This window comes from Bordetella genomosp. 13 (genome assembly GCF_002119665.1).
In the GTDB taxonomy this organism is placed as follows: domain Bacteria; phylum Pseudomonadota; class Gammaproteobacteria; order Burkholderiales; family Burkholderiaceae_B; genus Bordetella.
This window is the reverse complement of sequence record NZ_CP021111.1, coordinates 4,505,623-4,526,496: the sequence shown is the minus strand read 5'-3', so window position 1 is coordinate 4,526,496 and position 20,874 is coordinate 4,505,623. Positions and strand designations below refer to the sequence as shown.

Below are 20,874 nucleotides of genomic sequence, written 5' to 3'. Positions count from 1 at the left end.
GGAGCACCCGATGACGATACACATCCATCCCGCCGGCGCCGTCGGCGGCATGCGCTATACCGCCACGGCCGAAGGGCACACCCTGCCGCTGGGACTGCCGGCGCCCAACGGCGAAGGCCCCGATCCGCACGATTACTTCGACACCGCCTTGGGCGGCTGCAAGGCCCTGACGCTGATGGTGTATGCGCAGCGCAAGCAATTGCCGCTGCATTCGGTGGATGTGGACGTGGTGCGGGATGACAGCGACGAACGCAAGGGCGTCTATCGCCTGACCGTGAAGCTGACGCTCAACGGTGACTTGAACGACGCGCAGCGCGACGAACTGCTGTCGGTGGCGGACCGTTGCCCGGTCCACAAGCTGATGACCGCGGTCGACGTGCAGGTGTCGACCGTGCTGACGGCCTGAGTGCCGTCCGCCCCTCCGCGCATCGCGCGGGTGGGGCGGGGCGCCGGGCATTTACTCCATGCCAGGCACGATGGTGGAGAAGCCGCTGTCGACGTGGGTGATCTCGCCGGTGATGCCGTTGGCCAGGTCGGACAGCAGGAAGGCGGCGGTGTTGCCGACGTCTTCGATGGTGACGTTGCGGCGCAGCGGCGCGTGGGACTCGACGAACTTCAGGATCGAGGAGAAATCCTTGATGCCGCTGGCGGCCAGCGTCTTGATGGGGCCGGCGGAGATGCCGTTGGCGCGGATGCCGCGCGGGCCCAGCGTCGACGCCAGGTAGCGGACCGAGGCCTCGAGCGAGGCCTTGGCCAGGCCCATGGTGTTGTAGTTGGGCACCACGCGTTCGGCGCCCAGGTACGTCAGCGTCAGCAGCGCGCCGTTGCGGCCTTCCATTAGCGGCAGCGCCGCCTTGGCCAGCGCCGGGAAGCTGTAGGCCGAGATGTCGTGAGCGATGCGGAATCCTTCGCGCGACAGGCCGTCGAGGAAGTCGCCGGCGATGGCTTCGCGCGGCGCGAAGCCGATGGAGTGCACCAGGCCGTCCAGGCCGTCCCAGCGCTTGCCCAGTTCGGTGAAGGTGTCGGCGATCTGCGCGTCTTCGGCGACGTCGCAGGGCAGCACGATGTCGCTGCCGAACTCGGCGGCGAATTCGCCGACGCGGTCCTTGAAGCGGTCACCGACGTAGGTGAAGGCCAGTTCGGCGCCCTGCTGATGGCAGGCGCGCGCGATGCCGTAGGCGATGGAACGGTTGGAAAGCACCCCGGTGACCAGGATGCGCTTGCCGGCGAGAAAGCCCATGGGTTCGTCCTTGAATGGCCGCGGCGCGCGATCAGGCTGCGCGCGGCTGTCGTTTCGTATGGCGTTGCGTACAGCCCGCCATTTTAAGGAGTTTGGCGCGTCCGCGTGGCGGACGCGCGATGGCGGGGCTTCAGCCGCGGGCGGCGGTGCCCGGGATGCGCAGTTGCGAACCCACCTTGAGGTTGTTGCCCTTCAGGTTGTTGAGGGCGCGCAGGGTGTTGACGCTGGTGCCGTACGCGCGTGCGATGGAGTACAGCGTGTCGCCCGAACGCACCTTGTGCGTGCGCACGTTGGGCTGGGGGCCGCGCCCGGGACGGGCCCGCGGCGCGGCGGTGGCGCCGCCGGCGGCGGGCGCGTCATCGAGTGCGTCATCCAGCGCGCCGGGCGAAGGCGACAGCGAGGCCAGCTGGATGCCGCCTTCGGAGCCCGCCGTCGGCACCAGCAGGTGCTGCCCGGCCACCAGCTTGCCGCGGCGCGACAGGTCGTTGATGTCGCGCAGGCGCGCCTCGGGCACGCCGAAGCGCTTGGCCACGGTGGCCAGCGTGTCGCCGCGGCGGGCCTCGTAGACCGACCAGGTGCTGAGCTTGCCCTTGTACTTGGCGAGGTTGGCGTTGAACACCGCGACGCGGTTGGCCGGCAGCAGCAGCGTGGCTGCGTGCTCGCCGCGGATCACGGGCCGGTTGAACGACGGGTTTAGCGCCTTGAATTCGTCCAGCGGCATTTCTGCCAGCTTGGCCGCGACTTCGAGGTCGATGTCGCGCTGCTTGCCCACCATGGCGAAGTACGGCGTGTTCTCGACGGGCGGCAGCGCCACGGCGTACTTCTGCGGATTCGCGATGATGTTCTTGATGGCCTGCAGCTTGGGCACGTAGTTGCGCGTCTCCTCGGGCATGTCCAGTGACAGGTAGTCGGTGGCCCGGCCGGCGCTCTCGTTCCTGGCCATGGCGCGCTGCACCGAGCCCTCGCCCCAGTTGTACGAGGCCAGCGCCAGGTACCAGTCGCCCTGCATCTCGAACAGGTATTCCAGGTAGTCCAGCGCCGCGTACGTCGAGGCGATGGGGTCGCGACGCTCGTCGCGCCACCAGTCCTGCTTCAGGTTGAAGTGCTGTCCGGTGGCGGGCACGAACTGCCACAGGCCCGAGGCCTGGGCGCGCGACAGCGCGGTGGGGTTGTAGGCGCTTTCGACGAAGGGCAGCAGCGCCAGCTCGGTGGGCAGGCCGCGGCGGTTGATCTCGTCGACGATGAAATACAGGTACTTGCCGGCACGCTGCGCCATGCGCTGGACCGCCTCGGGATGCGAGGCGTAGTACTCGGTCCATTGGCGCGCCAGGTCGGTGTCGAGATTGGGAACCGCGAAGCCGCGGCGGATGCGGTCCCAGGCGTCGCGCGGGGGATGGGTGAGGTCGACCGTGCGCGAGGTGTCGCGGGCGATGTAGCGGTCGGTGCGCGTTGCGGGAGTAGGGTCGGAAGCCTCGGCCGACGCGGCCTGTTGCGGCGTGGGCGTGGTGGCGGCGCAACCGGCCAGCGCCGCGAGAATCAGGGGGAGGAGGAGTCGGTAAAGGCTCATCGGCTTATTTGAATTCGTTCTTCCATCGTCGCAAGGCAGCGAAGACTTCGACCGGCCCGGAAAGGGGCTGGCCTGCCCTGGCTGCTGCGGCCTGGGCGATTTCAGGTTGGCGGGTACGCAGAAACGGATTGATCCGCAATTCCTGGCCGATGCTGGACGGCAGGGTGGGCAGATCGTTTTCGCGCAGTTGCCTGGCCCGCTGCGCGACCTGATGCAGATCGCTGTTGCCGGGTTCGACTTCCAAGGCCCATTTCAGGTTGGCAAGAGTGTACTCGTGAGCACAGCAAACCTGCGTGTTGGGCGACAAAGCCGCCAATTTTGCCAGAGATTCACTCATTTGCGCAGCCGTGCCCTCGAACAGCCTACCGCACCCGGCCATGAACAAAGTATCTCCGCAGAAAAGCACCGGGGCATCCGCCATATGGCCGAAGTAGGCAATATGGCCGGCCGTGTGGCCGGGCACGTCGAGCACGCGAAGGTCCAGCGCGAGTTCGGGCAGCGCTACGCCATCGCCTTCGACCAGCCGCACGTCGCAGTGGGGAAGCTCTTCATGCGCGGGGCCGTACACGGTGGCGCCGGTGGCCTGGCGCAGTTCCATCACACCCCCCACGTGGTCGCCGTGATAATGGGTGAGTAGAATGGCGCGCAGCGCGACATCGCGCTCTTGCAGCAGCCGCAGCACGGGCCCGGCCTCGCCGGGGTCCACCACGGCGGCCTGGCCATCGCGCAGCACGGCCCAGATATAGTTATCGGTGAAGGCGGGTATGGGCAGCAGCGCGGCATCTGGCGCGCGGCTGTCCGCGGGGGCGGAGGGGGCGGGCATCATAGACGAGGACCATGCGAAAGTGGCTGAAGAGACCCCGCCGATTGTAGAACTGGCCGAGTGGTTCCAGACTCCGCCAGGGCAATACGCCCTGGCCTGGGAGCGTGCGCAGGTCGACGCGCTGGTCGCTGACGTGTTCGGCTTCCAGGCCTGGCAGGTCGGCCTGGCCGAGCACGACCTGCTGCGCGCCAACCGCATGCCGTTCAAGGGCTATGTGGGCACCGAAATGCCCACGCCCGACGAGGCGCGCCTGCGGCAGGGCTGCGTAGTGGCCGAGCCCGAGGCGCTGCCGTTCGCGTCGCAGACCATCGACCTGCTGGTGCTGCCGCATGCCTTCGAGTGCACCGACGATCCGCACCGTGTGCTGCGCGAGGCCGAGCGCGTGCTGGTACCCGAGGGCCGCGTCATCATCTCGGGCTTCAATCCCTGGAGCCTCTGGGGCGCGCGCAACGCCATGCCCGGCATGGAGGCGTGGCTGCCGCAGCCGGTGTCGTCACAGGTTTCGCTGCCGCGCATGAAAGACTGGCTGAAACTCATGTCGCTCGAGGCCGAGCCCGGCCGCTTCGGATGCTATGCGCCGGCCTGCCGGACCGAGACATGGCTGCGCCGCTGGCGCTTCATGGACCGCTATGGCGCGCGCTGGTGGTCGCTGGGCGGCGCGGTGTACGTGATGGCGGCCACCAAGCGGGTCGCCGCCATGCGCCTGATCGGGCCCGCCTGGAAAACCAAGCCGCGGCGCGCCGCGGCGGCGTCGGCCGTGGTCAGCCGCAGCGTCGGATCGTCGAGCTAGATTTTTTTCTGTATTCACGCGCCCGCCGCGCGGCGGGCGTGCAACACGCAAGGAAACCATGCAAGCAACAGACAGCGGCGTCCAGCAGGTCGAGATGTGGACCGACGGCGCCTGCAAGGGCAATCCCGGACCGGGTGGGTGGGGCGTGCTGATGCGCGCCGGCGCGCACGAAAAAACTATGCACGGCGGCGAGGCCCGCACCACCAACAACCGCATGGAACTGCTGGCGGTCATCGAGGGCCTGCGCGCGTTGAAACGCCCCTGCGCGGTGACCATCCATACCGACTCGCAGTACGTGATGAAGGGCATGACCGAGTGGCTGGCCAACTGGAAGCGGCGCGGCTGGATGACCGCCGACAAGAAGCCCGTGAAGAACGCGGAGCTGTGGCAGGCCCTGGACGAACAGGTCGGACGGCACCAGGTCTCGTGGCGCTGGGTGCGCGGCCACGCGGGCGATCCGGGCAACGAACGCGCCGACGCGCTGGCCAATCAAGGCGTGGACAGCCTGCGCGCGCCGCGCTGACGCGATCCTGGGACATACCCTAGCGATCCCCCCGCGAGGGCCATAATTGTTCCAGGTTGTAAAGCCAGATGCTAAAGTGCTTGGCTCGCAGTATCCGTTCTCACACCGTCGCGCTGCGGCCTCGCCTTTAGTCCGTGCATGAACAAAGTCTACTTGGCCGCCGTCCTGGCGGCCGGGCTGGCCGCGGGAGCGGCCCTGGGCCTCTTTCTTCCCCGCCTGCTGCAATCCCATGATGCGGCGCCGGCCGCCGCTGCCGCCCCCGCCGCGCCGACCAGGGCGCAGGCCGTGCGGGTGGAAGTCATCCAGGTCGAGCAGGTGCCTTTCGCGCGAGGCATCGCCGCCGTGGGCAGCCTGCGTTCCGACGAGTCCGTGGTGTTGCGGCCCGAAGTGGCCGGCCGCGTGCAGCACATCGAGTTCCGTGAAGGCCAGGCCGTCGAGCGCGGCCAGGTGCTGGTGCGGCTCGACGATTCGGTGCCGCGCGCCGAGCTTGCTCAGGCCCGCGCCAATCTGTCCTTGGCCGAAAGCCGCCATCGCCGCGCCGTCGACCTGCATGGGCGCGGGTTCGTCAGCATGCAGGCGCGCGACGACGCGGCCAGCGAACTGAAGGTGCAGCAGGCCGCCACGGCGCTGGCCCAGGCGCGCCTGGACAAGATGACCATACGCGCGCCGTTCTCCGGCATCGTGGGCCTGCGCGACGTGTCGGTGGGCGATTACGTCAGCGAAGGCCAGAGCCTGGCGCCGCTCGAATCCATCGATCCGTTGAAGGTCGATTTCCGCGTGCCCGAGATGTATCTCAGCAAGGTCAGCGTGGGACAGCGCCTGACCATGCGGCTGGACGCCATGCCGGGCAAGGAACGTTCGGGCGAGGTCTATGCCGTCAGTCCGCTGGTGGACGCCGGCGGCCGTTCGCTGCTGCTGCGCGCCACCGTGCCCAACGGCGACGCCACACTGCGTCCCGGCATGTTCGCCCGCGTGCAGCTGATGTTCGGCCAGGACCAGGCGCTGGTGGCGCCCGAGGCGGCGCTGTCGCCCTCGGGCCAGAACCAGTACGTGTACCGCGTGCGCGATGGTCGCGCGGAACGTGTCGAGGTCACCATCGGCGAGCGCCGCGAGGGCAGGGTCGAGATCCTGACCGGCGTGGCCGCCGGCGACCAGCTGGTGGTGGCGGGCCTGCAGCGCCTGACCGACGGCGCGCCGGTCCAGGTGGCGGGCAAAACCTAACCAGAGAGGCAGCGCCATGGTCATTTCCGAGATCTGCATCCGGCGTCCTGTCTTCGCCTCGGTGCTGTCGCTGATCGTGGTGCTGGTCGGCCTGATTTCATACTCGCGCCTCACCGTGCGCGAGTACCCCCGCATCGACGAGCCCATCGTGTCGGTGGACACCACCTACAAGGGCGCGTCGCCGGAGGTCATCGAGTCGCAGGTCACCAAGCCGCTCGAAGACCAGCTGGCCGGCATCGAGGGCGTGGACGTCATGACCTCGCGCAGCCGCTCCGAGCGCAGCCTGATCAACATCAAGTTCCACCTGTCGCGCGATCCCGATTCGGCGGCCGCCGACGTGCGCGACAAGGTATCGCGCGCGCGCCGCTTCCTGCCCGACGAGATCGACGAGCCCATCATCGGCAAGGTCGAGGCCGACTCGCAGCCCATCATCTACATCGCGGTCGAGTCCGGCACCTACTCCAATGTGCAGACTTCCGACTACATCAACCGCTACGTCAAGACGCGCCTGTCGGTGCTGCCCGGCGCGGCCGAGGTGCGCGTGTTCGGCGAGCGGCTGCCGTCCATGCGCATCTATGTCGATCGCGACAAGCTGGCGGCCTACGGACTGACGGTGCAGGACGTCGAGTCGGCGCTGTTGTCGCAGAACGTCGAGATCCCGGCGGGGCGCATCGAGTCGCGCACCCGCGAGTTCACCGTGGTGTCGTCCACCGACCTGCAGACGCCCGCGCAGTTCGAGAACGTCATCGTGGCCAACGTGAAGGGCTATCCGGTACGGCTGCGCGACGTGTCCCAGGTCGAGATCGGCGCGGCGGATGATCGGGTCATCTCGCGCTTCAACGGCAAGTCGGCGCTGAACATCGGCATCACGCGCCAGTCCACCGCCAACCCGCTCGAGCTGTCGCAGGCGGCGCGCGCCGAGGTGGCACGCATCAACGAAAGCCTGCCGGCCGGCATGCGGCTGAACATCGCGTACGACACCTCCGTGTTCATCGAGGAGTCGATCGACTCCGTGTTCCACACCATCCTCGAGGCCGTGGTGCTGGTGGTGCTGGTCATCTTCTTCTTCCTGCGCAACCTGCGCGCCAGCATCATTCCCATCGTCACCATACCGGTGTCGCTGGTGGGGGCCTGCGCGCTGATGTACCTGTTCGGCTTCTCCATCAACACGCTGACGCTGCTGGCCATGGTGCTGGCCATCGGCCTGGTGGTGGACGACGCCATCGTGGTGCTGGAAAACGTCTTCCGCCACATCGAGGACGGCATGCCGCGCATGCAGGCGGCCATCCAGGGATCGCGCGAGATCGGCTTCGCGGTGGTGGCCATGACGCTGACGCTGGTCACCGTGTACGCGCCGCTGGCGTTCGCCACGGGCCGCACGGGCAAGCTTTTCGTCGAGTTCGCGCTGACGCTGGCCGGCTCGGTGCTGGTGTCCGGCTTCGTGGCGCTGACGCTGACGCCCATGATGTGCTCGCGCCTGCTGCGCCACCAGACCAGCCATGGCTACGTCTATCGCATGATCGAGGGCTGGCTGGAAGGCCTGGGCCGCGGCTATCGCCGCGCGCTGCGCGCCGCGCTGCGCTGGCGCTGGGGCGTCATCGCGCTGGGCGTGCTGGTCGCCTGCGCCAGCGGCGTGCTGTTCAAGGTGGTGAAGAGCGAACTGGCGCCGGTGGAAGACCGCGGCGTGATCCAGGGCCTCGTCACCGCTCCCGACGGCGCCACCGTGGCCTACACGCTGGCCAACATGCAGGACATCGAAAAGTTCTACGCCGACGTGCCCGAAGGCGCCATCAGCCAGGTCACCGTGGGCTTTCCCACCGTGATCGACGGCACCGCCATCCTGCGGCTGAAGCCCTGGGACGAGCGGGAGCGCAGCCAGCAGGAGATCGCGCGCGAGCTGCAGCCGCGCTTCGCCTCGCTGCCGGGCGTGCGGGCGTTTCCCAACAATCCGCCGTCGCTGGGGCAGTCGTCGCGCTCCAAGCCGGTGGAATTCATCATCATGAGCCAGGCCTCGTATCCCGAGCTGGCCAAGCTGGCGGGCGCCATGCAGGCGGCGCTGCGCGACTATCCCGGCCTGCTCAACCTGGACACCGACCTGCGCCTGAACACGCCCGAACTGCGCGTGCAGGTGGACCGCGACAAGATGGCCGACGTGGGCGCAGGCGTGGACGTGGTGGGCCGCACGCTGGAATCGATGCTGGGCGGCCGGCAGGTCACGCGCTACAAGGACGAGGGCGAGCAGTACGACGTGATCGTGCAGGTCACGCCGCGCGACCGCGCCAATCCCGGCGACATCTCCGACATCTACGTGCGCGCCCGCGACGGCAGCATGGTCCGGCTGGACAACCTGCTGGCCGTGCGCGAAGGCGTTTCGCCGCAGTCGCTGAACCACTTCAACCGCATGCGCGCCGTCAAGCTCGAGGCGGCCGTGGCGCCCGGCTATGCGCTGGGCGAGGTGCTCGATCACATGAACGAGGTGGCGCGCCAGGTGCTGCCCAACACCGTGGTGACGGACCTGGACGGCCAGTCGCGCGAATACCGCAATTCGTCGGGCAGCATCTACCTGGTCTTCGCGATGGCGCTGGCCTTCATCTACCTGGTGCTGGCCGCGCAGTTCGAAAGCTGGCGCAATCCGCTGGTCATCATGCTGTCGGTGCCGCTCTCCATGACGGGCGCGCTGGCCGCGCTGTATTTCACGGGCGGCACGCTGTCCATCTATAGCCAGATCGGCCTGATCACGCTGGTGGGCCTGATCACCAAGCACGGCATTCTCATCGTGGAATTCGCCAATCAGTTGCGCGACCAGGGCATGGACCTGGCCGAGGCCGTGGTCGAAGCCAGCGTGCTGCGCCTGCGCCCCATCCTGATGACGACCGGCGCCATGGTGCTGGGCACCGTGCCGCTGGCGCTGGCCACGGGCGCTGGCGCCGAATCGCGCCAGCAGATCGGCTGGGTGCTGGTGGGCGGTCTGTCGCTGGGTACACTACTGACTTTGTTCGTCGTGCCGGTGGCGTATTCGCTGATCGCGTCGTCGCGCCCGCAGGCGCATGGCGCCGCCGCCACGCACCCGCACGGCGCCGGCCATGCGCCGGCCGGATCAGACTGAGACCACAGATTCACCCATGCGCCAGATCGTCTTCGATACCGAAACCACGGGGCTGGACCCCGCCCAGGGCCACCGCATCATCGAGATCGGCTGCGTCGAGATCGTCAACCGCACCGTTACCGGACGGAACCTGCACATCTACCTGAACCCGGACCGCGACAGCGACCCCGAGGCGCTGGCGGTGCACGGCCTGACCACCGAGTTCCTGGCCGACAAGCCGCGCTTTCCCGAGGTGGCCGAGCAGTTCATCGAGTTCATCAAGGACGCCGAACTGATCGCGCACAACGCCTCGTTCGACGTGAAGTTCTTCAACGCCGAACTCGAGAAGGTCGGCCGCGGCCCCATCGCCGATCACTGCGCCGTCATCACCGACTCGCTGCTGCACGCCCGCTCGCTGTTCCCCGGCAAGCGGAATTCGCTGGACGCGCTGTGCGACCGCTTCGGCATCTCCAACGCCCACCGCACGCTGCACGGCGCCTTGCTCGACTCGCAACTGCTGGCCGAGGTGTGGCTGGCCATGACGCGCGGCCAGGACGCGCTGCTGATCGATACCGACGACGGCCAGCAGGGCGCCGGCGGCGGCCTGGTGCTCGGCAAGTTCGACGCTTCGGTGCTGACGGTAGTCGCCGCCAGCGCCGAAGAACTGGCCGAACATGCCGCCTACCTCGATGCGCTGGACAAGGCCGCGGGCGGTGCGTGCGTGTGGCGCAGGCTGGAACAACCCGCTGACGCCGCGGCCGAAGCCGCCTGAAAACGGCCCGCTTGCGCAAACCAAAAATCGCGTGCTAGAATTTCGCCTCTTTGGGTGGTTAGCTCAGTGGTAGAGCACTGCCTTCACACGGCAGGGGTCACAAGTTCGAAACTTGTACCACCCACCAGAATTCCCAGTGTGATCCCCAATCGAAAAAACGCCGGCAAATGCCGGCGTTTTTCGTTTTTCGTTGGCGTTTTTCGTTTCGGGCCCGCGGGCTTCCAGGCCTTCGAGGCGGCGCGGGCTTTATCGATATGGCCCTTCATTGCGCACGGCTTGCGGTCAAGCTGCTGCGACACTCTCCGTGACGAAGTTGGCATAGGTACGCAAGGGGCGCCCCAGAATGGTTTGCAGCCGCTCGATCGCGTCCGCCTCGCCGTGCATTCCGTACTCCTGGATGCCAGCCATCATCAGACGCATGTCGTAGGCCAGCCACGCGGGCGCAGACGAGGCCATCTGGCGTTCGAAAGCCACGACGTCGTCGCCGCCGTAGACCACATCACGGCCCAAGGCCTCACTCCAGGTCTTGGCGGCGGATGCGCCCGTCACGCGCTCGGGGCCCACCACGTCCAGCGTCACGCGCGGAAGCGGCGCGGGCGCTGCATCGCGGCGCAACAGTTCCGCCACGGCGACATCGGCGATGTCCCGGGTGTCCACCATCGCAACGCCGGCCGAACCGATCGGCATCGGGTAGACGCCGTAGCCCTGGATGACTTGCTGCACCGTGCGCTCGTTCTGCATGAAATACGCGGGCCTCAGGATGGTGGCCGGGAGGTTCAGACTGCCGATCATGCGCTCGACCGTATGCTTGCCGGTGAAGTGCGGCACGTTCGTGTACTTGTCGGCGTGGATGACCGACAGATAAACGATGCGCTCGATACCCGCTTCCCGCGCCAGGTTCAGGGTAATGAGAGCCTGGGTCACTTCGTCCGGCGTCACCGCGTTGAGCAGGAACAGGGTTCGCACAGAGGACAGTGCCGCCCGTATCGATGGCACGTCGGTCAGGTCGCCGACCGTCTGGGCCACGCCGGTCGGGAAGCTGCGCTTGCCGGGCCGGCGGACGAGCGCTTTGATTTCAGCGCCTGCCGCGGCGAGGCCATCAACGACGAGAGAGCCAATGGTGCCTGCCGCACCGGTAACGAGAATGCTCATGTGAATCTCCTGGGAATGAAATCAAACGGATGGATCGGCATAGGGAACGGATTACCGGAGAACTGCGCCACAACCTTGCTGAAGCGGGGTCCGTGCTATTGCCTTTGAAGTTGCGGTAAGGACATGATCAGCCGTTACGTGAGTAAAACGAAGACGATAAAATTCGAACGCACCATCTCAAATTTGAGACGAAATGGACTTGAATGCCCTCTCCGACTTCATTCTGGTCGCCGCGCACGGCAGCCTCGGCAAGGCAAGCCGTGCCAGCGGCCGCTCCAAGGCGACGCTCTCGCGGCGCGTCGCCGAGTTGGAAGAGAAGCTCGGCGCGCGGCTCATCGAGCGCAGCGCCAGGGGACTGAAACTCACCGAGGCCGGCCAGCAGCTGATGACGCGCGCCGACGGCCCGATGCAGGAAGTGGCGGAGGCCATGACAGCGGTGCGGGACGGTCTGTCAGCGCCCAGAGGCCAATTGCGCATCGCTGCGCCGGTGTTGTTCTCGCAATTGGCCATGGGCCGTATCGCGGCGGAGTTCTGCGCGCGATATCCGGACGTGGCGATGGACGTGGTGGCAGAGGACCGCGCCGTCGACTTGGTCGAGGAACAATTCGATGTGGCGATTCGCGTCAATCCCAGTCCGGACAGCAACTTGGTAGGACGATGCTTCGCCAAGGACCGGCTCGTCGTGGTCGCGGCGCCCGCCGTGCCCGTCCCTGACCCGGGCGAGCCCCGCTCTGTACCCGCCATCGTCTATTCCACCTTTCAGCCCACGCGGTGGAGCCTGGACGGCGGACGCCTGGTACTGGATCCCGAGCCCAGGATCAGACTCTCGTCTTTCCTGATGATTCGTGACGCGGCCGTGGCCGGCGCCGGCGTAGCGCTCATTCCGCAGTCGATCGCCAGGGAACAGTTGACGCGTGGGAAGCTGGTTCAATGGGGCGTGGTCACAGGCGTCGATGTCGGGCTCTGGGTCTTGCATACCTCGAGGCGGCTGCCAGCCCCCAAAGTGCGCGCGTTCGTGGACTTCCTGTGCGAGCGGTACGCGGAAGACTCGCTCGCCCTGACGGGGCTGCGAGCCCCGGATAGCCACGCTTCCCCATGAGTCACTCCTAAGGGCTTGGATGCGATCCGGCTCCTGCTCTTTTGCGCATGAGGCGCCGGCGCAACCGCTCTCGGGTAAGATTTTTCCCCATCCCGATCCCGATCCCAAGCAACCGCTCCGTCGATGACTTCGAAAGACACCAGGAAAGCTCCGGACCGCTGGCGTGACGCCATTCCAGATGACCGGCTTGCGCACGTCGTGAAGGATGCCACGCGCGCCTTCGCGCGCGGTCTGCAGATGCGCCTGGCCGAGCACAACGTCTCGTTCGGGCACTGGCCGTTCCTGCGCATCCTCTGGCAGCAGGATGGGCTTACCCAGCGCGAACTGAGCGAACGCGCCGGGGTGATGGAGCCGACGACCTATTCGGCCATGAAGGCGATGGAGTCTCTGGGCTACATCGAGCGCAGGCACCTGCCCGGCAACAACAAGAACGTGCACGTGTTCCTGACGCGGCAAGGCCGCGCGCTGAAGAAGACGCTTATCCCGCTGGCCGAAGAGGTCAACGCGGCCGGTACCCGCGGCCTGACCACGGCGGAGATCGAGACCGCCCGCAAGGTCCTGCTGACCATCGTCGCCAACATGGCCGAGGACGAAGCCGAAATGGAAAGCGCGCAGCGCAAGATACCTTCGACGCGCGAACTCTCGCGCCGCATCTCGTCCGCCGGCTGAGACCGGGCGATTTGCCTGATTCTTAGATCTCTAATAATATTCCCGGCAGCGGAAGTCCCTCCGCGACGATTCTCCGCGCGTACCGCGGAACCTGGACGAGACACCCCATGGAATTCCTGACGGCGCTGCCCTGGACCTACACGCAGGTCCCGGAATATGCGTTGTTCGCGTTCGCCGCGCTGGTCTTCGCGGGCGCCGGCATCGTGAAGGGCACCCTGGGCGTCGGCATGCCCTTGTTCGCGGTGCCGCTGCTCGTACTGGTGTTGCCGGCGCCCACGGCCATCAGCCTGCTGGCGGTGCCGGTGCTGTGCTCGAACCTGTGGCAGGCGGCGCGGGCCGCCGAACCCGTCCGGCAGTTCACGCGCTTCAGGTGGCTGTCGCTCGCCTTGCTGGTCAGCACGGTGCTGTCCGTCAGGCTGGCGCTCGCCTTGCCGCTGGACCTGCTCAACCTGCTGGTCGCGCTGTCGGTGATATGCGCGGTGATCCTCATGCTCTACCGCCCGGACAAGGCCATCCCGCGCAGCAAGGAAACGCCGCTCGGCATACTGGTGGGCGTGCTGGCCGGCGCGATGGGCGGATTGTCGTCGCTCACCGGCCCGTTCATCATCACGTATCTGCTGGCGTTGCGCCTGCCGCGCGAAGAGTTCGTCGGCAGCATCAGCATCATCTATCTGTTCGGGGTGATTCCGCTGTATGCCTCGCTGGCCTACCACGGCCGCCTGGGCTGGGCCGAGGCCGCCGTGTCGCTGCTGGCTGTCGCTCCCATGGCGATGGGGATGAGCCTGGGACGCCGATTGCGCACGCGTCTCAGCGAGGTCGCGTTCCGCCGGATCCTGCTTGCATTCCTCGCTTCCGTGGCCGTGCTGCTGATCGCCAAGAGCGCCTAGCACGAGGGCCCGGCCAGGTCAGCCCTGCGCCATGTTCACAAAGGCCTGCACCAGCGGCGTACGCACGCTGGATCTCAGCCACAGCGCGCCCACCGTGCGCGAAGGGCAGGGCGCGGGCAAGTCCCACTTTCTCAGATTGGCGGGAAACGAGCCCACCACCGGCCAGTCCGGCAGCACGGACACGCCCAATCCTTCGGACACGAGCTTGGCGATCGATTCGATGCCGTCCAGCTCGAATCGCACCTTGGGATGCACTCCCTGCGCGGCCAGGTATTCGTCGGCCAGCTTGCCGGCCACGACGTTGCGGTCGTAGCGAATGAAGGGCTCGCTGGCGGCGGTTTCCAACGGGTCGCGCACCATCGTGTCCGCCGGGGTCAGCAGGACCAGCCTCTCTTCGCGCAGCCCTTGCCAATCGCAGGTCTTGGGCAGGTCGAACAGCGGATGCACCAGCACGGCCGCGTCCAGATGGCCGTTCAGCACCCGCTCGTAAAGCAGCGTGGTCGAGGCCGGCTCGATGTAGATTTCGATGTGCGGATGGCGCGCCACCCAGCGCTTGAGCAGGGTGGGAAAGATGCCGGTTAGCGCGGTGGGCGTGGCGCCCATGCGCAGCGGCCCCGCGGGCAGGTCGGTGTCCGATGCCGCCGACTTCAGGTCGCGCACCTCGCGCAGCACGGCATGGGCATGGTCCAGCACGCGCAGGCCCGCCACGGTGGGCTTCACGGTGCGGCCCGCGCGCACGATCAGGCGGCTGCCCACGTCGGCTTCCAGGGCGCGCAGTCGTTGCGCGACCGAGGTGGGCGTCAGGTCCAGGTGCCTGGCCGCCTCGGCGATCGACCCGCGTTCGGCCACGACGATGAAGGTGTGCAGGAAGCGGGAATCCATGGCTGGAGGACCGGACGGAAGCAGGAAGAAGCCCCATTCTATGCACGGAAAGCGCTTTTGGCTCTTTCTGAATCCGCTGGAAAGCGATTGGAGCTTGGTCCGGGGGCGGGAAGAATGGCGGGGTTCGTGCCGGATTCCCGGCCTCATCCGCTGCAAGCACAGGAGTATCCATGCCCAAGATCGTTTCCGTCGAAGTCTGCGCCGCCGCCGTTCCGCTGGACAAGGTCACGTCGTTCTCCAACCGTACCGTCAGCACGCGCCACTACGGGCTGGTGAAGGTCCGCTCGGACGAGGGCGTGGAAGGCATCGGCTTCTGCTACGTGGGCAGCGCGGCCGGCAGCATCTTCGTGGCCGCGGTGCAGGACCTGCTGGCCCCGGTGCTGCTGGGGCGCGATCCGCATGCGGTCGAGGGACTGTGGCGCGACATGTACCAGGAGGCCCTGCTGCAAGGTCGCCAGGGCACGGTGATGCGCGCCATCAGCACGCTGGACACGGCGCTGTGGGACCTGAACGCGCGCGCGGCCGGTATGCCGCTGCACCGCTATCTTGGCGCGGTCGAGCTGGAAAGCGTGCCGGCCTATGCCAGCGGCGGCTACTACCTCGAGGGCAAGACGCCCGCCATGCTGGGCGAGGAAATGGCCAGCTATGCGGCCAAGGGCTTCAAGGCCGTCAAGATGAAGACGGGCAGGCTCTCGCCGCGCGAGGAAGAGGCGCGCCTGAAGGCGGCGCGCGAGGCGGTGGGTCCCGACGTCGAAGTCATGCTCGACTGCAACAACGCCTGGATCGACGTGACGCAGGCCATGCAGTATGTGCGCCGTTTCGAGCAGTACGAGCCGTACTTCATCGAAGAACCGTTCGGCCCCGACGACGTGGACAGCCACGCCAAGCTGGCGCGCCTGACGCACGTGCCCATCGCCACCGCCGAGATCGGCTACGGCCGCTGGTATCACAAGGAGCTGCTGGACAAGGGCGCCGCGGGCATCCTGCAGACCGACGCGGCCGTGTGCGGCGGCATCACCGAATGGAAGCGCATCGCCGCCACGGCGGCCAGCTACGGCGTGGTGGTGTGCCCGCACTGGTTCCACGATCTGCACGCGCCGCTGGTGGCGGCCACGCCCAACGCGCGCTACGTCGAGTTCTTCTGGGACGACCAGGTGCTCAACTTCCGCCGCCTGATCGACCGGCAGCTGGAGCACAAGAACGGCCGCGTGATCCTGCACCAGGAGCCGGGGCTGGGCTTTTCGTTCGACGAGCAGCAGGTGGGCCGCTACGGCAAGTGGGTGGCGGTGCGCTGAAGCCCGATGCCGGGCCCATGGCCCGGGCAGCGGCCGCTTTCGCGGCGGCCGTCCAGGATGCATAACGACAAACGCGCCCGCACGACGGGCGCACAGGAGACGACTCATGCAACGCAGACAGTTCCTTGCCACGGCCGTCGCGGCCGCTGCCGCCGCACGATGGCCCGCCGCGCGCGCGCAGCAGACCCTTCCGTCCGGACCGGTGCGCATCGTGGTGGGCTTTCCCGCCGGCGGCGGCACCGACGTGCTGGCGCGCCTCCTGGCGCAGAAGCTGGCCGCCGAGTGGGGCCTGGCGGTCATCGTCGAGAACCGCGCGGGCGCGGCGGGTGTGATCGCCGCAGACCACGTCGCCAAGCAGGCGGGCGACGGCAACACCCTGCTGATGTCGCACATCAACAGCCACGGCATCGCGCCGGGGCTGCAGCCCAAGCTGGCCTATACGGTGGAGAAGGACTTCACGCCCATCGCGCTGGTGGGCAAGACGCCGACCATCCTGGTGGGCAACGTGGACCAGCCGGCCAAGACGCTGCCCGAACTGGTGGCGTTGTGCCGCAGCCAGCCGGGCAAGATCATCTTCGGTTCGGCCGGCACCGGATCCGCGCAGCACCTGGCGCTGGAGATCTTCAAGGCCCGCGCCGGCATCGACGTACTGCACGTGCCCTACAAAGGATCCGCGCCGCTGATGACGGACCTGATGGGCGGCCACGTGCACTATGCCTTCGAGGGCATGACCACCGCCACGCCGTTGATCAAGTCCGGCAAGGCCAGTGCGCTGGCGCAGACGCTGTCGAAGCGTTCCGCCTCTCATCCGGACGTGCCCACCGTGGCCGAGCAAGGCTATGCAGGCTTCGAGGCCAGCATCTGGTTCGGTATGGACGGGCCGGCGGGCGTCCCGGCGCCGGTGGCGGACCGCATCAACGCCGACATCGCCAAGGTGCTGGCCATGCCGGACGTGGTCGAGCGGCTGGCCCAGGTCGGCGCCGAGGACGGCGGCGGCAGCCGCCAGCGCTACGCCGACTTCACGCGGGGCGAACGGCAGAAGTACGCGGAGGTGATCCGCCAGGCCAGGATCCAGCCCGAGGGCTGAGAAACAGGCATAGGCATGGCGCGGTCCCGCCAGGGCGGCCGGCAAGCCTGTAGCGGTGCGGCGCTCCCGCGTCGCCGCACCGCGCCTGCGTGCGTCGCGCGAATCCGGTATGGTTTCGGCTGCGTTCCGTATCGCGCATCGCGCACCGCGGCCGGCCTGACCGGCTTTCCACCGAATGAAGTCTCCCGACAAGTCGAAATCCCTCTCCGAGCGCTTCCTGCACGCGTTCTTCTTCGAGATCATCGCCATCGGCCTCAGCGCGCCCGCGGCCGCCTGGGCCATGCAGGAATCGATGCTCGACATGGGGCTGCTCACCGCGGCCATCGCCACGGTCGCGCTGCTGTGGAACATGGTCTACAACGCCGGCTTCGAACGGCTGGAGCGCCGCTGGGCGCTGCGCCGCACCCTGCCCGTGCGCGTGCTGCACGCCTGCGGATTCGAGGGAGGCCTGGTGCTGATCGTGGTGCCCCTGGCCGCGCTGTGGCTGGGCATCGGGCTGTGGCAGGCGCTGCTGCTGGACATCGGCCTGCTGGCTTTCTATCTGCCCTACGCGTTTTTCTACAACCTGGCCTACGACAAGCTGCGGGCGAGGTGGTGGGGGCGTCCCGCCGCGCAGCCGGGCCAGGCCTGAAGCGTGACGCGCCCGGCGTCGCCGGGCGCGCCGATCGCGCGTTGCTCGCTTCTCGTCTCCGCTTGGATTGCCGCGTCGTTCACTCCGCCGAAGCCTGGGCTCCGGCAGTGCCCACCGCGGGCGCCGCATAGGCGCCGCTGGCATCCCGAATAAAGCTGCGCACCGCTTCGTCGTACACCGTGCCGCTGCGTATGGCGTTCGAGTGCGAGGCGCCCTCGATCTTCACCAGGCGCTTCAGGTCCGCGGGCGCCTTCAGCGCGGCGGCATACAGTTCGTCGCTCATGGTGTGCGGCACCACGCTGTCCGCGGTGCCATGCAGGAACAGCATCGGCGTGGTCAGCGTGGCCAGTTTGTCGATCGATGCGAAGCGCTGCGTCACCAGCAGGCTTGCGCCCGGCAGCTTGCCCCACTTCAGCGTGCCCAGCATGGCGGCGATGCTGGTGAAGCTGGACTCGACGATCAGGCCCGCGAAGGCCGGCATGTCGGGCCGCGCGGCCAGGTCGATGGCGATGGCGCCGCCCAGGCTGTGGCCGTAGACGAAGCGGCGCGCGGGATCCGGCTGGCGCCGCGCCAGTTCGGCCAGCGCCGCCGAGGCGTCTTCGAACGCCGTGTCCTCGGAAGGCAGCAGCGGCGTCGATTGCCCAAAACCGCGATAGTCGATGGCCAGCACCGAATACCCCATGCGGGCCCAGGCGTCGATGCGGAACGCGCCGCCATTCAGGTTCCAGCGCGCGCCGTGCAGGTAGAGCACGGTGGGCGCATCGGCGCGGGACGCCTGCCAATACCAGGCATGTACCTTGTCGCCATTGGCCAGCACCAGGTCGTAGACCTCGGTGCCGTCGCGCGGCTCGCGCCACCAGCGTTGTTGCTCCGTCTGCGGCGAGAAGATGGCCGATCGCTGCCACGAGTCGAGCTGGGTGCAGCCCACCGCGCCCGCCGCGGCCAGGACGGCGGCAACGAGCAGGCGGCGCAGCGAAGGGCGGAGCAGGGAGGGCATGAGAATCATGGACCGCTCGAGCGGTCCCGGGTTCCCGGGCCGGCTTCGCCCGGCGTCACGCCGGCGCCGGCCTCGCCTGCCGAGTGAGCGCCAGCCATGCCTGCGCCGCCGGCGACAGATGGCCGCCGCGGCGCCAGATCAGGCCCATTTCCCAGTCCGTTCCCCGGTCCTCCAGCGGCACCACCCGCACGCCGCCGTGGCGGCGCGACTGCACCTCCATGCGCGGCAGGAACGCAACGCCGAGGCCGGCTGCCACCAGCGCGATGATGAAGTCGATCTGGCCGCTGCGCGCCGCGGTCGTGGGCGAGAACCCCGCGCGCCGGCAGGCCTGCTCCAGGATCCGGTTCAGCGCGAAGCCGCCTTCGAACAGGATGAAGGGCGAGTCGCGCAGGTCGCGCAGCCCTACGCGGCTGTCGCGCGCCCGCGGATGGTCGGGCGGCAGCAGCGCCATCAGCGGCTCGCGCGCCACCGGCTGCCATTCGCAGTCGGCGGGCACGGGCGTCAGCGAGGCGGCCAGTTCGAGTTCGCCTGCCATCACCATTTCTTCCAGCCGCCGGCTGCCGTGCTCGACCAGGCTGATGTCGATGGCCGGATAGCGGCTGCGAAAGCGCACGAACAGCGGGGCGAACAGCGACGCGCTGCCCAGCGGCGGCAGGCCCAGCCGCAGCGTGCCGCGCTTCAGGCCGCGCAGTTCGTCCAGTTCGGCCCGCAGGTCCTCGCGCTCGGCCAGCATGGACACGGCCCGGCGATAGACGATCTCGCCGGCCTGCGTCAGCCGCGGCGGCTGCGCCTGGCGGTCCAGCAGCGCCATGCCCAGTTCGTCCTCGAGCTGCCGCACGGCCTTGCTGACCGTGGGCTGGGTGGCGTGGACGGCGCGGGCAGCCTGCGAAAAGCCGCCCTGGCGCACGATTTCCACCAGGGCACGCAAGGGTCGTAGTTCCATGGGCGCCTCGATCCGTTATTCCAAGTTCGAATACTGCAGATTCAAAGAATTCATTTTATCTATGGGCCGCGCAGGCGTACAAAGGAATCGTGTTTCCGGTATCGCCATGTTTTCCCGCCGTCTTCTTTCGCTGCAGTTCCGTATCGCCCTGCGCCGCAGCCGTCTGCTGCAGATCGCCCTCATCGTCCTTTTCGCGCTGGCGGGCCAGCAGGTGGCCGCATGGTCGGGGCTGCCCGTGCCGGGCGGCATCGTGGGCCTGCTGATGCTGCTGGCATTTCTGGCCACCGGCCGGCTGCGCGTGCGCACGGTACATCGCGGCGCCAGTTGGCTGCTGGCCGAGATGCTGCTGTTCTTTGTGCCCGCGGTGATGTCCCTGCTGGAACACCGCGAGTTCGTCGGTGTGCTGGGCCTGAAGCTGCTGGCGGCCATCGCGCTGGGCACGCTGCTGGTCATGGCCGGCACGGCGCTTACCATCGACCTCTGCTATCGCTGGATGCATCGCCGTGCGGCCTGAAGCGGAACTGGTCTTCTGGCCTCTGGCCACGGTGGCCGCCTACGCGGCCTCGCGCTGGTCCTACCGCCGCCTGCCGGCGTGGTGGACGTCGACGCTGGTGATGGCGCCCGCGTTGCTGCTGGCCCTGGCGCTGCTTCTGCATGCGGGCTACGCGGGCTACATGTCCGGATCGCATTGGCTCATGGCCATGCTGGGGCCCGTGCTGGTGGCCTTTGCGCTGCCGCTGTACGAGCAGCGCGCCTTGATCCGGCGCTATTGGCCCTTGCTGGTGGCAGGCGTGGTGGTCGGCAGCGTCATCGCCGGCGCCAGCGCGTGGATGCTCGGCCTGATGCTGGACCTGCCCGATGACATGCGGCTCAGCCTGTTGCCGCGTTCCATCGCGACTCCCTTCGCGATGTCGGTCTCGCAGCATCTGGGCGGCAAGCCGGATTTGACCGCGGTGTTCGTCATCGTCACCGGCGTGCTGGGCACCATCATGGGGCAGTGGCTGCGCGCCTGGCTGCCGCTGCGTTCGCCGCTGGCGCGCGGCGCCCTGTTCGGCATGGGCGCGCATGGCGCGGGCACGGCCAAGGCCCGCGAGTTCGCCGCGGAAGAGGGTGCCGTGGCGGGCCTGGTGATGGTGCTGGCGGGCCTGTTCAACGTGTTCGTCACGCCCGCCGTGGTGTATTGGCTGATGGCCTGAAACGCGAAGGGAAAG

The 20,874-nt window shown here is 67.9% G+C and carries 21 protein-coding genes and 1 tRNA gene; 15 read left to right on the top strand and 7 right to left on the bottom strand.

Annotation, left to right across the window (positions count from 1 at the left end; translation table 11 throughout):
• Positions 1-10: 10 nt before the first annotated feature.
• Positions 11-406, top strand: a complete 396-nt coding sequence (locus CAL15_RS20405) for an OsmC family protein (protein ID WP_086080157.1) — start codon at positions 11-13, stop codon at positions 404-406.
• A 51-nt stretch (positions 407-457) separates the two neighbouring features.
• Here CAL15_RS20405 and fabI read toward each other — a convergent pair whose 3' ends face one another.
• From fabI to gloB, 3 genes are all read right to left on the bottom strand, one after another.
• Positions 458-1,240, bottom strand: a complete 783-nt coding sequence (gene fabI / locus CAL15_RS20400; protein ID WP_086080156.1) for an enoyl-ACP reductase FabI — start codon at positions 1,238-1,240, stop codon at positions 458-460.
• A 130-nt stretch (positions 1,241-1,370) separates the two neighbouring features.
• Complete coding sequence (locus CAL15_RS20395; RefSeq protein ID WP_086080155.1) at positions 1,371-2,807, bottom strand: LysM peptidoglycan-binding domain-containing protein; 1,437 nt, start codon at positions 2,805-2,807, stop codon at positions 1,371-1,373.
• 4 nt (positions 2,808-2,811) lie between these two features.
• Positions 2,812-3,630, bottom strand: a complete 819-nt coding sequence (gene gloB, locus CAL15_RS20390) for a hydroxyacylglutathione hydrolase (RefSeq protein WP_086081213.1) — start codon at positions 3,628-3,630, stop codon at positions 2,812-2,814.
• A gap of 22 nt (positions 3,631-3,652) precedes the next feature.
• On the opposite strand from gloB, the gene CAL15_RS20385 reads away from it, so the two are divergent.
• From CAL15_RS20385 to CAL15_RS20360, 6 genes are all read left to right on the top strand, one after another.
• Complete coding sequence (locus CAL15_RS20385; RefSeq protein ID WP_086080154.1) at positions 3,653-4,420, top strand: class I SAM-dependent methyltransferase; 768 nt, start codon at positions 3,653-3,655, stop codon at positions 4,418-4,420.
• A gap of 58 nt (positions 4,421-4,478) precedes the next feature.
• On the top strand, positions 4,479-4,943 hold the full coding sequence (gene rnhA, locus CAL15_RS20380; RefSeq protein WP_086080153.1) for a ribonuclease HI: 465 nt from the start codon (positions 4,479-4,481) through the stop codon (positions 4,941-4,943).
• Positions 4,944-5,081: 138 nt separating this feature from the next.
• Positions 5,082-6,164: an efflux RND transporter periplasmic adaptor subunit gene (locus tag CAL15_RS20375; protein WP_086080152.1), complete on the top strand. Its 1,083-nt coding sequence runs from the start codon at positions 5,082-5,084 to the stop codon at positions 6,162-6,164.
• Positions 6,165-6,180: 16 nt separating this feature from the next.
• On the top strand, positions 6,181-9,270 hold the full coding sequence (locus CAL15_RS20370) for an efflux RND transporter permease subunit (protein WP_086080151.1): 3,090 nt from the start codon (positions 6,181-6,183) through the stop codon (positions 9,268-9,270).
• Between the two features lie 16 nt (positions 9,271-9,286).
• The gene (gene dnaQ / locus CAL15_RS20365; RefSeq protein WP_086081212.1) at positions 9,287-10,021 is read left to right on the top strand and encodes a DNA polymerase III subunit epsilon; all 735 of its coding nucleotides are present in this window, start codon (positions 9,287-9,289) and stop codon (positions 10,019-10,021) included.
• Between the two features lie 52 nt (positions 10,022-10,073).
• Positions 10,074-10,148, top strand: a tRNA-Val gene (locus CAL15_RS20360).
• 155 nt (positions 10,149-10,303) lie between these two features.
• Here the strand turns inward: CAL15_RS20360 and CAL15_RS20355 are convergent.
• Complete coding sequence (locus CAL15_RS20355) at positions 10,304-11,173, bottom strand: NmrA family NAD(P)-binding protein (protein ID WP_086080150.1); 870 nt, start codon at positions 11,171-11,173, stop codon at positions 10,304-10,306.
• 193 nt (positions 11,174-11,366) lie between these two features.
• Here CAL15_RS20355 and CAL15_RS20350 point away from each other — a divergent pair, with 193 nt between their 5' ends.
• The 3 genes from CAL15_RS20350 (at position 11,367) to CAL15_RS20340 (ending at position 13,828) form a co-directional block, all read left to right on the top strand.
• Positions 11,367-12,272, top strand: a complete 906-nt coding sequence (locus CAL15_RS20350; RefSeq protein WP_086080149.1) for a LysR family transcriptional regulator — start codon at positions 11,367-11,369, stop codon at positions 12,270-12,272.
• Between the two features lie 123 nt (positions 12,273-12,395).
• Entirely contained in the window at positions 12,396-12,941 is a 546-nt protein-coding gene (locus tag CAL15_RS20345) for a MarR family winged helix-turn-helix transcriptional regulator (protein WP_086080148.1), read from the top strand.
• 107 nt (positions 12,942-13,048) lie between these two features.
• On the top strand, positions 13,049-13,828 hold the full coding sequence (locus tag CAL15_RS20340; protein WP_086080147.1) for a sulfite exporter TauE/SafE family protein: 780 nt from the start codon (positions 13,049-13,051) through the stop codon (positions 13,826-13,828).
• Positions 13,829-13,846: 18 nt separating this feature from the next.
• Here CAL15_RS20340 and CAL15_RS20335 read toward each other — a convergent pair whose 3' ends face one another.
• On the bottom strand, positions 13,847-14,710 hold the full coding sequence (locus CAL15_RS20335; RefSeq protein ID WP_086080146.1) for a LysR family transcriptional regulator: 864 nt from the start codon (positions 14,708-14,710) through the stop codon (positions 13,847-13,849).
• A gap of 170 nt (positions 14,711-14,880) precedes the next feature.
• On the opposite strand from CAL15_RS20335, the gene CAL15_RS20330 reads away from it, so the two are divergent.
• The 3 genes from CAL15_RS20330 (at position 14,881) to CAL15_RS20320 (ending at position 17,723) form a co-directional block, all read left to right on the top strand.
• Entirely contained in the window at positions 14,881-16,005 is a 1,125-nt protein-coding gene (locus CAL15_RS20330; RefSeq protein WP_086080145.1) for a mandelate racemase/muconate lactonizing enzyme family protein, read from the top strand.
• 106 nt (positions 16,006-16,111) lie between these two features.
• On the top strand, positions 16,112-17,092 hold the full coding sequence (locus tag CAL15_RS20325) for a Bug family tripartite tricarboxylate transporter substrate binding protein (protein ID WP_086080144.1): 981 nt from the start codon (positions 16,112-16,114) through the stop codon (positions 17,090-17,092).
• Between the two features lie 175 nt (positions 17,093-17,267).
• A complete protein-coding gene (locus CAL15_RS20320) occupies positions 17,268-17,723 on the top strand; it encodes a multidrug/biocide efflux PACE transporter (RefSeq protein WP_086080143.1) in 456 nt (151 codons plus the stop codon).
• A gap of 79 nt (positions 17,724-17,802) precedes the next feature.
• On the opposite strand, the gene CAL15_RS20315 is transcribed toward CAL15_RS20320, so the two are convergent.
• Together CAL15_RS20315 and CAL15_RS20310 are read right to left on the bottom strand one after the other, a co-directional pair.
• Positions 17,803-18,729, bottom strand: coding sequence for an alpha/beta hydrolase (locus CAL15_RS20315; protein WP_086080142.1), 927 nt, complete (start codon positions 18,727-18,729; stop codon positions 17,803-17,805).
• A 46-nt stretch (positions 18,730-18,775) separates the two neighbouring features.
• A complete protein-coding gene (locus tag CAL15_RS20310) occupies positions 18,776-19,663 on the bottom strand; it encodes a LysR family transcriptional regulator (RefSeq protein ID WP_086080141.1) in 888 nt (295 codons plus the stop codon).
• 106 nt (positions 19,664-19,769) lie between these two features.
• Between CAL15_RS20310 and CAL15_RS20305 the strand changes: the two genes are divergently transcribed.
• On the top strand, positions 19,770-20,177 hold the full coding sequence (locus CAL15_RS20305; RefSeq protein ID WP_086080140.1) for a CidA/LrgA family protein: 408 nt from the start codon (positions 19,770-19,772) through the stop codon (positions 20,175-20,177).
• Positions 20,167-20,859: an LrgB family protein gene (locus CAL15_RS20300; protein WP_086080139.1), complete on the top strand. Its 693-nt coding sequence runs from the start codon at positions 20,167-20,169 to the stop codon at positions 20,857-20,859. Before CAL15_RS20305 ends, CAL15_RS20300 begins: the two co-directional genes overlap by 11 nt.
• Positions 20,860-20,874: the final 15 nt, after the last annotated feature.